We start from the raw sequence: 12,988 nt of genomic DNA, 5'->3' as shown, positions 1-12,988 counted from the left end.
GCCCTTTCCCGCGGCGGCCGCCAGGCCCGGCCGGCCGCCGCGGGCCGCAGGCGTCGCCGCCATGCGGAACCCACATCGAGAAAGAGAGCTGACTTCATGACCGTCGCCGCACCAGGCCCGGAGTTCTCCGTCCAGGAGATTCCCTTCAGCTTCCGAGGGTCCTGGTTCAACTTCTCACCTGTGATAGCGGAGAAGACCTACGCGGATGACGTGCATCTCGTGTCGCACCAGACGGGACTGCACCCGATCCTGCGGCTGATACCCACCACCGGGGGAGTACGCGCCGAGACGACCGTCGCGGCCACGCCGCACCGGCTCACCTGGACCCATGACAGTGGACAGATGGAACTCGCCTACGAGCGGCCGGACACCGCGCGGCTGCGAGGGCGGGGACTGGGGCTGCGTCTCATCGCGGCCAACCCCGACCTGACCCCGTTCAGCGGGCCGTACCTCTACCGGGATCCGGTCGACGGGGCCCATGTCTTCACGGTCTACGAGACCGGGCGGCGCTATCGGGTCACCGTGTTACGCGGTGACATGACCGACTGCCCGGGGGCGCAGGCGCTGGGCTCGGGGGAGCGCGGCGTCGTCCTGTCCGGTGACGGCGAGCCGTGGGAGATCGCGATCGAGGAGTACGGGACCTCCCGCCCGCCGTACCTGTCGGCGGGCACCTTCGAACAGGCGGTCAAATCGGCGAGGGCCGACTTCGAGTCCTTCGCCGAGGCGCTGGCACCGTGGCGCGGCGCCGAGACGCCCGCCGCGGATCTGGCGGCCTACGTGCTGTGGTCGGCCACGGTGCGGCCGACCGGGTTCATCACCCGCCCCGCGGTGTTGATGTCCAAGCACTGGATGGACAAGGTCTGGAGCTGGGACCACTGCTTCAACGCGATCGCGCTGGCCGAAGGGGTGCCCGACCTGGCGTGGGACCAGTTCCGGCTCGTCTTCGACCACCAGGACGAAGGTGGCGCGCTACCCGACTCCATCACCCACTCCGAGGTCCTCTACAACTTCGTCAAGCCGCCCATCCACGGCTGGGCGCTGCGCCACCTGCGGGAGCGCATGCCCCGGCTGCCCGCGGCCGAGCTGGCCGAGACGTACCGGAAGCTGGAGCGCTGGACCGGGTTCTGGCTGACCGCGCGCCGTGTTCCCGGGCAGGAGTTGCCGCACTACCAGCACGGCAACGACAGCGGCTGGGACAACGCGACCACCTTCGACCCGGAGCGGGTCGTCGAGACCGCCGACCTGGCGGCCTTCCTCGTACTCCAGATGCGGGAACTCGCCCACCTCGCGGGCGAACTCGGGCTCGCCGAGAAGTCCGCCGCGTGGTCCCAGGCCGCCGATCGGATCCGTGAGGCGCTCCTCGAAGAGCTCTGGGCCGGCGACCGGTTCGTCTCGCGCGGCGCGCACTCCAGGCGGACCTGGTCCAGCGACAGCCTGCTGGACCTGATGCCGATCGTGCTGGGAGCAGAGCTGCCGGAACCGGTGCGCACCACGCTGGCCAGGAGGATCGAGACGCACCTCACCGCTTACGGGCCCGCCACCGAGCTGCCGACCTCCGAGCACTATCGAGACGACGGCTACTGGCGGGGACCGATCTGGGCGCCCTCGACCGTCCTGATCGAGGACGGCCTGCGCCGCGCCGGTTTCGCCGAACTGGCCGACAAGATCAGCACGCGGTTCCGCGCGCTGTGCGAGAAATCCGGCTTCGCGGAGAACTTCGACGCCCGAAACGGTGCCGGGCTGCGCGACCGTGCCTACACCTGGACGGCGAGCGGCTACCTGATCCTGGCCGCCGCGAACGAACGACGCCGATCCGGCGGTCTTCTCCCGAACGTGCCCCCGGCCGCCGGGTAGCCCTGCGGCGGTTCGTGTTCCCGCTGTCCCGCTCCGGCAGTGGAGACCTCCCACGGACGCTGGGATCACAGGGCACGCAGGAAGCCTTCGAGGATCTCGTTGAAGACGTCGGGGCGCTCCATGTTGGGGTAGTGAGCGGTCCCTTCGACCGGGATCGCCCGGCCGTTGGCGACGGTGTGGGCGAGGCGTTCGGCCATGCCGATGTGGTCGGGGGAGTCGACGGTGCCGTTCACCGCCAGCAGGGGGACGTCGATCCCGGCGGCGCGCTCCCAGGTGTCGCGTACCTGGACGAGCAGGTTGGGTTCGCCGGCGGTGTGCTTGGACATGGTGTCCCCGGTCATCCGGCGCAGGCGGGCGACGACCTCCGGGGCGAGATCGTCGAGGGTGCGGTACGGACCGGCGGCGAAGAGCGTGAACGCCTCGATCGAGGCGTTCAGGTCGCCGGCGGCCATCGCCGAGTGCCACGCGGTCATGGTCTGGACGGTCCAGGGGTCGGTGAAGTACGGCTCGCTGGTCCCGGCGCCGCTGACGACCACGGCGCTGACCAGTTCCGGGTGCTCAAGCGCTGTGTCGACCGCGACGCCCGCCCCCATGGAAACCCCCACCAGGATCGCGGGGCCGGTGCCCAGATGACGCAGCAGGGCGGCCAGGTCGTCGGTGGGCCGGAACGGCTCGGTGGCGTTGGCGGTCCGGCCGTGACCACGGGCGTCGGGTGCGATGACGCGGTAGCGGGAGGCGAGGAACGGAATCTGGTCCTCCCACATGCCGTGGTCCAGGAAGCCGCCGTGCAGCAGGACGAGGGGCCGGCCGGTGCCGGTGTCGAGCCGGAACAGGTCACTCATGACAACCAGGGTGTCATTATTGGTCGACAATGACAACCCAGGTGTCATCATGGTGAGGTGAGGGAAAAAGACCGCAACCCCGCGTCCGATGAGCGGGCCGACCGGCTCGCCGAGGTGTTCGACCTGGTGGGGCCGTTGTACCGGCGTGCCCAGCGAAAGGTGGAGCAGGACGCGCCCATCGAGGGGTTGTCCGTCGGAGTACGGGCCGTGCTCACCATGCTCTGCGAGCACGGGCCGATGACCGTCCCCCAGATGGGCCGGGCTCAGGCGCTGAGCCGCCAGTTCGTACAGCGCATGATCAACGACGCCGCCGCGCGGAACCTGGTCGAGTCCGTCCCCAACCCGGCGCACAAGAGGTCCTCGCTCATCCGGCTGACCGAGGAGGGCCGGGCCGCCGTCACCGCCCTGATCGACCGCGAGCGCGCGCTTCTCCGCCAGGCGGGCGGAGATCTGAGCGATGCCGAGGTCGCCGCCTGCATCCGGGTGCTCTCACACCTTCTCCGGTTCCTCGACCACGTCGAGGTGGACTAGAGCCTGTACGAGATGCGGTTGCGTCGAAGCTGTCCGGTCGAGGGTGCCGGTCACTTCGGTGGCCGGTTCGAAGCGCCCGGTTTCCGTCCGCATGGTGCCCGGCGCGTCTAGGGGCGTACCGGAGCGGGGCCGGTGCTGGCCCGTAGCGAGATCGACGGCTGCAGCAGAACCTGGCGCGGGGGAGCGTCCGGTGATGAGATCCGTTCCACGAGAAGCTCCACGGCCTGGGTGGCCATGGTCGCGACAGGCACATCGGCGGAGGTCAGCGGCGGGTGGAAATCCTCCGCCCATTGCCGGGCGACCACTCCGGTGATCGAGAAGTCGCCGGGCACCGCAAGTCGCCGGCCTCGCAGAGCCCGATCCACACCCGGCAGGGCGGCCTCGTTGAGCGTGACGACGGCGCTGACGGCCGGGCTCAGGCGAAGAAGGTCCTCGACGCGTTCCTCGCCGGCCGTCGCCTCGTCCGGGCAGCACACCGAGGTGGCGCTCAGGCCGCGTTCGGTCGCCGACGCGGTGAAACCGTCCAGAGCCCGGCGGGCGGGACCGTAACCGGCGGCCAGCAACTCCTGTGGCCGGTTGAGGAGCGCGATGGCGCGGTGTCCGAGGTCGGCCAGGTGGTGGACACAGCGGGAGGTCAACGCCTCGTAGTCCACGTCCACCCAGCAGTCGGCCTGGGAGTCCGCGGTATGACCGATCGTCACGAACGGCAGGCCGGACCGGCGCAGCCGGTGCGCTCGCGGGTCCTCCAGTCGGACCTCCATCAAGATGACACCGTCGACCCGGCGGCTGCTCACCATCCGTTCGAACGACCTGTCGTGCTCGTCACCACTGGGTGAGAGCAGCACGTCGAGTCCGTGACGGCCCGCGGCCTCCACCACGCTCGCGACGAAGTCCAGCTGCATTAAGGTGAGGTTCCGGCCGGCGGGCGGGACCGCCAGCCCGAGCGTACGGGTGCGCCCTTCCGCCAGTGCCCGGGCGCTGGCGTTGGGACGGTAACGCGCCTCCGCGATCACCTGCTCGATCCGCCGGCGGGTCGCCTCGGACACCGCCCGCTTGCCGCTCAGCGCGTACGAGACCGTGCTACGTGACACGCCGGCGCGCCTGGCGATCTCCCCGATGTTCACTGTGGCCTCCCCGTGGCACCGGATCGAGCCCGCGCCTTGCGACCCCTGGTTCGAATCGATTCGATGCGAGGCTATGGGCCGGAAAGGGGGGTGTCAAAGCAGCTCAGCGTGCTGCGGCGAGGATGTGCCGCCTCTCGGAGGGAGGGGGAGTGGGGTAGTGCGTCGTCGGCGACCCGGGCTCTCCGTCAAACGCGTCTCGCCATTGGCCGGTCGGTCATCCGGCCTTGGGGCGCCACCTCACGGAGGGGGCAGATGCCCCCCGGATCGATTCGTCGAGCCGGTCGACAGAGGACTTGCCCCCGGAGTCGGCGGGCGTCAACTGACGGCTTCCGAGGCAGTTATAAATCTACATTGTAAAGGACGTGGGTTCGTTAAAAAACACTTCAAGATCAAAAACCCACTCCATCTAGGGAAGAACGCAACGCGGCAGGTTTCGCCCCCTCCTTGGTCGTCGATACCTCTCATGGTTGAAGGACGGCCGCCAGGTTCACCACGCGTATCGCGTCGCCCTGCTTCCGGAAGATGACACCACTGCCTGCCGCCGCCCGCCACCGGGGGTCCTCGACGGTCACGGTCGTCTTTGGACGGCCGGCTGGGTTCAGGTCGTCGGCGGCGGTTGGCCACGCAGGGCGGCAGGCCCTCGGGCTGGGGCGGTTGGGGGTCGTCATGCGCACTTGTCGAGGACGTCCGTCCGGTTCAGCAGGCCGAGTAGGCGGCGCATGCCGGTCGGCACGTTGATCAGGTGGGCCATGCCGTCGCGGCACAGGTCGGTCAGCATGCGCAGGCTCGCGGCGTCGACGAACTCCAGGCGTCCGACGTCGATGGTGAGGATGTCCTCGGCGGTGCGGGTCTGGGTCAGGGTCCGGGCTGCCGCCTGGGTGTTGGTGGCGTCGAGTTCGCCGATCAGCTGGACTGTGCTTATGGGTGAGGCCAGGCTGTAGGTGATGCGCAGTGTGCGGTCGAGGTAGAGCACGGCGTCGGTCCAGCGTTCGCCGGATGTGACCCGTTCCTGGAGGGGGGCGGCTTCACCGTCGGGCGTTCGTCGTGAGTCGGTGGCCAGTGGGGTCGGCAGCCGGTGTTGCCGGGCGTGGAGGCCGACCGGTGCTGGCCGGTGGTGCACGACAGTCATGTGATCGATCCCTTTGTGTGCCCTGGTGCATGCCGATGGGCCTGGACGCCATCCATATTACGTCGGAACAAAGATACATGAAAGATATTTCCGGTATAGTTCTTCGCGTGGTGGTGTCCTGCCTGACCGTTGCGTAGCGGCCCGCCCTGGCGAGGCCGAGAGGATATGACATGGCCGAGAACAGTCCCGATCAGCCTTCGTCCTCGTGGACTTTCCTGACCCATCACGCTCGGGTGCTGCTGGAGATCGCCCGGGACCCGCAGGTGCGGCTGCGCGACATCGCGACCGTCATCGGTATCACCGAGCGCGCGGCACAGGGCATTGTGACCGACCTGCACAAGGCGGGCTATCTGACCCGCTCCAAGGTGGGCCGCCGCAACCACTACACGATCAATCCCGACCGGCATTTCCGCTATCCCACCGAGGCGGATGTGCCCATCGGTGTGCTGCTGGACATCTTCGCCCGTCACGACCAGGTTCTGTAGTAAGTCGGCACCGCTAAAGGCGAAGGACGTCTCCGTCCCTTCCTGTCGGCCATTTGGGCTGGGGGCGTTCGGCGGCCGGAAAATGTCGGTGCCGGGAGAGATGATGGGATCATGACCGACGCGCCCCCCAGTACTCTTCTCGCTGATCAGACCGCCTATGCCGAAGCCGTCCAGCTTGCCTTGGACGCTGCTGCGGCCTACTACGGTGACGGCACTTCCACGTTGGATGACGACGCCTATGACCGGTTGGTCCGGGGCATCGAGGCTTATGAGGGCGAGCATCCTGAGGAGGTGCTGGCGACCTCGCCGACGGGCAAGGTGGCCGGGGGTGCGGTGGTCGGCGATGTGCCGCACGCGGTGCCGATGCTCAGTTTGGACAACGTCTTCGGTGCCGGGCAGCTGGCCGACTGGGCCGCCTCGCTGGAGCGCAGGCTTGGGCGTCCGGTGGCGGCGTGGAGTGTCGAGCCCAAGCTCGACGGTCTGGCCATCTCGGCTCGTTATCGTCATGGCCGCCTGGTGCGGCTTGTGACCCGTGGTGACGGTACCGCCGGTGAGGATGTGTCCCACGCGATCGGCACCGTCGTGGGGCTGCCTTCCAGGCTGGCCGAGCCGGTCAGCGTTGAGTTGCGCGGTGAGGTGCTCATGACGGCGTCGCAGTTCGAGGAGGCCTGTGCCAAGCGGCAGGCGCATGACGGCACCACGTTCGCGAACCCGCGTAGCGCCGCCGCCGGTACGCTGCGCGCCCAGGATCGGCCGTATGTGTGCGAGTTGACTTTCTTCGGCTATGGGGCGCTGCCGTATCCCGATGACACCTCCGAGACGGCTGAGTGGCTGCGTGGGTTGCCGCACAGCGAGGTCATGGCGTGGGTCGCGGGGCAGGGGGTGCAGACCACTGCGGCCACCTCGGTGGCCGGGATCGTCGCCGAGGCGTTGGAGGGGGTGCGGGAGCGGGTCGAGGAGATCGCCGCGGTGCGGCCGGAGTTGCCATTCGGTATCGACGGCATCGTGATCAAGTGTGATCTCGCCGCGGACCAGGCGCAGGCCGGTTTCAGCTCGCGTGCTCCGCGGTGGGCCGTCGCCTACAAGCTGCCCGCCACCGAGAAGATCACCAAGTTGGTCGGTGTGGAGTGGAACACCGGCCGTACCGGTGTCATCGCCCCGCGTGCGGTGTTGGAGCCGGTCGAGCTCGATGGCAGTGTCGTCACCTATGCCACGCTTCACAACGCCTCTGACATAGCGCGTCGGGGTTTGATGTTGGGCGACAGTGTGACCGTCTACAAGGCGGGTGATGTGATTCCTCGTGTGGAGGCGCCGGTGGTGCACCTGCGCACCGGTGATGAGCGGCCGATCGAGATCCCGAAGGTCTGTCCCACCTGCGGTGATGCGATCGACACCTCGCAGGAGCGGTGGCGGTGCGTGCGTGGTCGTGCCTGCCGGACGATCGCCTCCATCGGTTATGCCGCGGGTCGTGACCAGCTTGACATCGAGGGTTTGGCGGAAAATCGTATTCTGCAGTTGTTGAACGCGGGGTTGATCGCCGACTTCGCCGACCTGTTCTTCCTGACTCGCGAGCAGGTGCTGGGCCTGGAGCGGATGGGGGAGACGAGTACCGACAATTTGCTCGCCGCGATCGAGCGGGCCAAGGCGCAGCCGCTCAGCAGGGTGTTCTGTGCGCTGGGCGTGCGCGGTACCGGCCGGTCCATGAGCCGTCGCATCGCCCGGCATTTCGGGAGTATGGCCGCCATTCGCGCGGCCGATGCGGGGGCGATCGAGGCGGTCGAGGGCATCGGCCCGAAGAAGGCTCCGGCGGTGGTGGCCGAGCTCGCCGAGCTCGCGCCGTTGATCGACAAGCTGGTGGCGGCCGGGGTCGCCATGAGCGAGCCCGGCTGGACGCCTCCTGTCGCGCTCGTCGACCCTGTCGTCACCGGTGTCGAGGGGGGCGAGGTCGCCGCGCAGCCGGGTGGCACGTCCGGGTTGCCGCTGGCCGGGATGTCGGTCGTGGTCACCGGCTCCATGAGCGGGGCTTTGGAGTCTTTGACCCGCAACCAGATGAACGAGCTGATCGAGCGTGCCGGGGGCAGGTCCTCCTCGGGTGTCTCGGCGAAGACGTCGTTGCTGGTGGCGGGGGAGAAGGCGGGTTCCAAGCGGGCCAAGGCCGAGAGTTTGGGGGTGCGGATCGTCGGTCCTGAGGAGTTCGCCGGGCTCGTTGGCTCGTTTTTGTGATCCGGTCGTTCGTCGCGTGTCGGTCGGGGCGGCGTCGCTTCGGCGGACGGTTGCGGGCGAGACTCCGTCGCCCGCACCGGCGCGTCTTCGTCCTCAGGCGTGGCGCATCTTGAGGATGTAGGCCGCGGTGAGCGCGACGGCGCGGTCTTCGTCGTGTGAGAGGTCGGCGAGGGCGCGTGAGGCGGTGGTCGCCGGGATGTCCGCGAGCGCCTGCGCGAGGCGTCGGCGTGCCGGCGGTTCGGCGGTGCCGGGGGTGAGGCGGTCGATGAGGCCGGTGGCGATCTGGTCGGCCAGGGCGGGGCTGCTCGCCAGGGTGCTCAGCGCGTCGGCCGCGTCGACGTCGTTGGGGCCTTCGACGACCATGTCGATGAGTGTCGGGATCGCCTCGGTCACGCCGCGTGTCCCGAGCGCCAGGGCTGCGTGTTTGCGGACCACGGGGTCGGGGTGGGCGAGGGCGTCGCGCAGCAGTGTGGTCGCCTTGGCGTCCGGGATCTCGGCGATGGATTGGACGGCACGTTCGCGCACTTCGGCTGTCGGTGAGCCGAGGCCTTTGGCCAGCAGCGCCGCTCCGCTGTCGCCTGATCGCGCCAGGGCCCATCGAAGGGCTCCGGCGACGTTGGGGTCTTTCTCGCCGAGCACTGCCTCGACCAGTGCCTCCACCGGCACCGAGGCCTCTTGGGTCGAGGACAGGGCCGCGTGCTGGCGCTTGCCGGCGCTTTTTGATCTCAGCGCTTGGAGGAGTTCGACGGTGTGGAGGACCTCCTTCCAGTCGGCGGGTTGCGCGGCGCCGATGCGGCGAAGGCGTGTGAGCAGCTCGGTCTGTCTCGCGATGCGTTCCTGGGTCTGGCCGATGAGGTGTTCGACGAGTTGTGCGGGGGTGAAGGCGGGGTCTTCGAGCGCGCGTCCGACGTCGTGCAGTGACAGTCCCAGCGATCGCAGGCTCTCGATGTGGAAGATCCGCTGGATGTCGGCTGCGGAGTATTCGCGATAGCCGGCGCCGGTGCGGCCTGTTGGCCGCACCAGGCCGAGTGTGTCGTAGTGCCTGAGCATGCGGGCGCTGACTCCGGAGCGTCGTGCCACCTCACCGATCAACACCGTCTCATCATCCCTGCCTTCCGGTTTCGCCGAGGGCCACGACGCGCTTGGCCTGCTCGATCGCGAACTCGAATCCGGCTTCTGGGTCGCGCAGCAGTCGCTCGGTGGCGATCGCGTGCGCGCGCACGCGGGGGTCTGCTCGCGTTCGGGCGGCGTGCAGGATCGGTGAGATCACCTCGCCGAGGGCGATGAGCGCCCGGCTGAGGCTGAGTTGTGTCTCGCGTTCGCCGCGGCCGAGTTGTGTCGACAGTGCTGCGGCCAGTTCGGGCTCCTGGCCTTCGGGTACGAGCACGACGGCCGCTCGCCAGGCGCTGCGTGCCACCTCGTCGTCGGTGTCGGACAGGAGTGCCTGGGTGATCGCCGGCCATGCCCGCCGATCTCCGATCTTGGACAGGGTGTGCAGGGCCTGGCTTCGTGCCTGGGCGCGTGGTGAGCGGGCCTCGTCGAGGAGCCTGGGGAGTGTCATCGATGCGGGGTGGCGGGTGAGTGCCCAGGTGAGCGTGTCGCGTACGGGGAATTCGTCTTCGATGGCGCATCGTTCGATGAGCTTGTCGATGAAGCGCGGGTCGGGGGTCGTGCCGAGCGTCAGCGCCGCTCGCAGCCGTACCGACGGGTCGTCGTCCTGCAGTCCCTGGAGGGCTGGAATCGGGTTGGTGTCCTGTTGCGGCATGGTCATGGGGGCCACCTCCTGGCCCTCAGTGAAGACCTTGTCACTGTGTCAAGGTCAAGCCGGATCACGCCGTGAGATCGTCAGGCGTCTTCGCCCGCCGAAGTCCGGCGCTTGTGGGCTCAGGGGGGCGCAAGGCGCGGGTGCAGAGGGTGAGGCCCTCCATCAGCGTGGTGCGTGTGCTGTCGTCGACGTCGGCGAGCATGTCCTTTTCGATGCGGTCGAGTGCTCGGTCGCAGTGCCGTAGTGCGGCCTGTCCTTCGCGGGTGAGGTGGGCGCGAAGGACCCGGCCGCCGTCGGGGTGTGCGTCGCGGTGGATCAGGCCGCGTTGTTCCAGGTCGCGTACGACCAGGTTCATCGCCTGTGGTGTGACGAAGGCGATGCGGGCCAGTTCGGCCGAGGACAGTCCGGTGCGCATGCGCAGTTCGCTGAGTGCCATGTATTCGGTCGTGGTGACGCCGTAGTGCACGAGTGCCTCGTCGAGTCGGGCGCGGATGCGACGCTCCAGCCGGTAGACCAGGTAGCTCAGGTGAGGCGCCGTTTTGGGCGGCTGGTCGGCTGCGGGGTCGTGGCGTGAGGTCACCGGATGACGATAACGGGCGATGTAAGTTTCGCGCCTCAAATATCAAGCTACTTGATAACAAATCGCTTGATAACCAGCGCAAGCAGCATTTCTCATCGTTTGGGGGCCATGATCCAGGACGGGGGAAGCTTGACCGCCTGGCGACGCGCCCCTATACCGGCTGATGTCAGGGCGAGTCGGCGGCGCTGCGGCTCGTGCACCGAGCGAACGTCAAGCGAAGGAGAGCCGATGAGGCAATGGAGTGCTGTGCTCGCGGCCGTCTGTGCCGCGATGCTGTGTGCCGCCACGATCCTGGTGGGCGGGCAGCCCGCCGCCGCCGCCACCCTGACCGAGGTGACGAGTTTCGGCGCCAATCCCGGCAACCTGCGGATGCACCTTTATGTGCCCGACAACGTCCAGTCCAGCCCCGCGATCGTGCTCGCCATGCACGGTTGCGGCGGCACCGGGCCGGGCTTCTTCTCGGGGTCGGAGTTCCGCACCCTGGCCGACCAGCGTGGCTTCATCGTCATCTACCCCTCGGCCTCCAAGAAGGGCAACTGTTTCGACTCCTGGTCGGCGGCCTCGCAGGTGCGCAACGGCGGCAGCGACCCGGTCTCCCTGCTGTCCATGATCACCTACACCCGGCAGCGGTACAACGGTGACGCCAACCGTATCTACGTCACCGGCTCCTCGGCCGGCGGCATGGAGACCAACATCATGCTCGGCAACTATCCCGACGTCTTCAAGGCCGGGGCGGCGTTCATGGGGGTGCCGTTCGCCTGCTTCCCGAACGAGGCCGACTACGTTCCCTCGCCCGGCGTGAGCAACTGCGCCTCCGGGCGGATCAGCAAGACGCCCCAGCAGTGGGGAGACCTGGTGCGCGCCGCCTATCCCGGCTACAGCGGTCCCCGGCCGCGCGTCCAGCTCTGGCACGGCACCAACGACAACCTCGTGTACTACGCCACCCACCAGCAGGCGATCGACCAGTGGACCAACGTCTTCGGTCTGAGCCAGACGCCCACCAGCAGCGACACCCCGCAGGCGAACTGGAACCGCCGCCGCTACGCCGACGCCTCCGGCACGGTGCAGGTCGAGGCCTACAGCATCCAGGGGGCCGGTCACAGCCTGCCGTCGAGCGGGATGGCCGCCGCCGCGATCCAGTTCTTCGGCCTCACCGGCGGGCCGAACCCGTCTCCCACCCCCACACCCACCCCGACCCCCACCCCGACCCCCACACCCACTCCGACCCCGACCCCGTCGCCGACCCCGACCCCCGGCCCGGGTGCCGGGTGCCGGGTCACCTACCTTCCCAACACCTGGAACAACGGCTTCACCGCCGATGTCACCGTGACCAACACCGGGTCGACCCCCGTCAACGGCTGGACCGTGACCTGGACGTGGCCGGGCAACCAGCAGGTCACCAGTGCCTGGAACGCCACGGTGACCCAGTCGGGCTCCCAGGTCAGCGCGCGCAACGTCTCCTACAACGCCACCATCGCCCCGCAGGCCCGCGGTAGTTTCGGGTTCCAGGGCACCTACAGCGGCACGAACTCGGCTCCGGCGGCGTTCGCGCTGAACGGGACCGCCTGCGTCATAGGGTGAGTTCGTCCAGCAGGCCGCCGGCCACCTTCAGCGCGGGCCGTTCGTACTGTTCGGCCCGCGCGCGGAAGACCTGCTCGGCCCTGATCGCCGGCCAGTCGCCAGGCAGGTGCTCGGCCGGCAGATGAGGGTCCTGGCGGACGAGTTGCAGCCAGTCGGTGTGCAGCACCAGTTGCCGTACGAGATCGTCCGGCGCGTCGGGCAGCGGCCGGGTGAGGTCCCACCTGGCGAGGAAGGCCCGATAGCGCTGGGCGATCTGCTCGATGTCGAAGGCCTTGGCCACCAGGTCGGCGGCCTCGGTGGGTTTGAACGCCCTCGCGGTCAGCACCGTGACGTGATCGTCGACCTCCAGCGACTCCAGCACCCCGCAGACCTCTTTCGCGCCGGGAGCGATCCACAGTCCGCTCTGCAGCGGGCCGAATCCGGCCCAGATGAGCCGGGAGCGCAGGTCGTGGCGGGTGCTGCGGCGGCTGTCGGGCAAGGAGAACCCGACGACCGTCCAGGTGCCGTCCCAGTCGCGGTTCACCGCGCCGGTCTCCCAGATCCGCCGGCGTCCGTCGCGCAGCACCGCCTCGGCGTGCGGGGTGAGCCCGACATAGACCCTGCGCCCCACCCGGTAGCGGGTCAGAAGGTCGCGCTTGACCATGCGGGCGAGCGTGGAGCGGACGGCCTCCTCCGAGACGCCCAGGCGGGCGAACACCTCGATGATGCTGCCCGAGGAGATGGCGGTGCCGCGATCCAGGGCGTGGATGCCGAGGAAGCTGAATATCAGGGACTGCGGGCGCGCGGACGGCGCCGCCGGTCCGTCTTCGCCGCCGATGTTCACACCGAAAGCGTAGACGGGCCAGATGTCAGGCACATAATTGACGGAAGTCAA

12 protein-coding genes are annotated in these 12,988 nt (G+C 68.7%); 5 read left to right on the top strand and 7 right to left on the bottom strand.

All coding sequences use genetic code 11. The features are described 5' to 3' along the window. Positions 1 to 96 precede the first annotated feature (96 nt). Positions 97 to 1,854, top strand: a complete 1,758-nt coding sequence (locus ABZ664_RS33575) for a trehalase family glycosidase (protein ID WP_362519166.1) — start codon at positions 97 to 99, stop codon at positions 1,852 to 1,854. A 65-nt stretch (positions 1,855 to 1,919) separates the two neighbouring features. Here the strand turns inward: ABZ664_RS33575 and ABZ664_RS33570 are convergent, their stop codons facing one another. After that, positions 1,920 to 2,696 carry an alpha/beta hydrolase gene (locus ABZ664_RS33570; protein WP_362519163.1) on the bottom strand — a complete coding sequence of 259 codons (777 nt, stop codon included), beginning with the start codon at positions 2,694 to 2,696 and terminating at the stop codon, positions 1,920 to 1,922. A 57-nt stretch (positions 2,697 to 2,753) separates the two neighbouring features. On the opposite strand from ABZ664_RS33570, the gene ABZ664_RS33565 reads away from it, so the two are divergent. Further along, a complete protein-coding gene (locus tag ABZ664_RS33565; RefSeq protein ID WP_362519160.1) occupies positions 2,754 to 3,227 on the top strand; it encodes a MarR family transcriptional regulator in 474 nt (157 codons plus the stop codon). A gap of 107 nt (positions 3,228 to 3,334) precedes the next feature. Here the strand turns inward: ABZ664_RS33565 and ABZ664_RS33560 are convergent, their stop codons facing one another. After that, a complete protein-coding gene (locus ABZ664_RS33560) occupies positions 3,335 to 4,351 on the bottom strand; it encodes a LacI family DNA-binding transcriptional regulator (RefSeq protein ID WP_362519156.1) in 1,017 nt (338 codons plus the stop codon). A 664-nt stretch (positions 4,352 to 5,015) separates the two neighbouring features. Then, entirely contained in the window at positions 5,016 to 5,480 is a 465-nt protein-coding gene (locus ABZ664_RS33555) for a hypothetical protein (RefSeq protein ID WP_362519152.1), read from the bottom strand. A 170-nt stretch (positions 5,481 to 5,650) separates the two neighbouring features. Here ABZ664_RS33555 and ABZ664_RS33550 point away from each other — a divergent pair, with 170 nt between their 5' ends. Both ABZ664_RS33550 and ligA read left to right on the top strand, forming a co-directional pair. After that, a complete protein-coding gene (locus ABZ664_RS33550; protein ID WP_362519147.1) occupies positions 5,651 to 5,965 on the top strand; it encodes a helix-turn-helix domain-containing protein in 315 nt (104 codons plus the stop codon). A gap of 111 nt (positions 5,966 to 6,076) precedes the next feature. Beyond that, complete coding sequence (ligA, locus tag ABZ664_RS33545) at positions 6,077 to 8,188, top strand: NAD-dependent DNA ligase LigA (RefSeq protein WP_362519144.1); 2,112 nt, start codon at positions 6,077 to 6,079, stop codon at positions 8,186 to 8,188. 93 nt (positions 8,189 to 8,281) lie between these two features. Here the strand turns inward: ligA and ABZ664_RS33540 are convergent, their stop codons facing one another. The 3 genes from ABZ664_RS33540 to ABZ664_RS33530 are packed head-to-tail and all read right to left on the bottom strand — an operon-like array spanning position 8,282 to position 10,533. Continuing rightward, a complete protein-coding gene (locus ABZ664_RS33540; protein ID WP_362519141.1) occupies positions 8,282 to 9,283 on the bottom strand; it encodes a HEAT repeat domain-containing protein in 1,002 nt (333 codons plus the stop codon). A 7-nt stretch (positions 9,284 to 9,290) separates the two neighbouring features. Then, entirely contained in the window at positions 9,291 to 9,959 is a 669-nt protein-coding gene (locus tag ABZ664_RS33535) for a HEAT repeat domain-containing protein (RefSeq protein WP_362519136.1), read from the bottom strand. Between the two features lie 58 nt (positions 9,960 to 10,017). Then, positions 10,018 to 10,533 carry a MarR family transcriptional regulator gene (locus tag ABZ664_RS33530; RefSeq protein WP_362519132.1) on the bottom strand — a complete coding sequence of 172 codons (516 nt, stop codon included), beginning with the start codon at positions 10,531 to 10,533 and terminating at the stop codon, positions 10,018 to 10,020. A gap of 228 nt (positions 10,534 to 10,761) precedes the next feature. On the opposite strand from ABZ664_RS33530, the gene ABZ664_RS33525 reads away from it, so the two are divergent. Continuing rightward, positions 10,762 to 12,114, top strand: coding sequence for a PHB depolymerase family esterase (locus ABZ664_RS33525; RefSeq protein WP_362519129.1), 1,353 nt, complete (start codon positions 10,762 to 10,764; stop codon positions 12,112 to 12,114). On the opposite strand, the gene ABZ664_RS33520 is transcribed toward ABZ664_RS33525, so the two are convergent. Next, on the bottom strand, positions 12,104 to 12,970 hold the full coding sequence (locus tag ABZ664_RS33520) for a PaaX family transcriptional regulator C-terminal domain-containing protein (RefSeq protein ID WP_362519125.1): 867 nt from the start codon (positions 12,968 to 12,970) through the stop codon (positions 12,104 to 12,106). The two genes, ABZ664_RS33525 and ABZ664_RS33520, sit on opposite strands and share 11 nt — an antisense overlap. Positions 12,971 to 12,988 lie beyond the last annotated feature (18 nt).

The organism is Streptosporangium sp. NPDC006930, assembly GCF_040635605.1.
Classification (GTDB): Bacteria; Actinomycetota; Actinomycetes; order Streptosporangiales; family Streptosporangiaceae; genus Streptosporangium.
The sequence above is the reverse complement of the archived record's forward strand: the minus strand, read 5'-3'. Positions and strand labels throughout refer to the sequence as shown.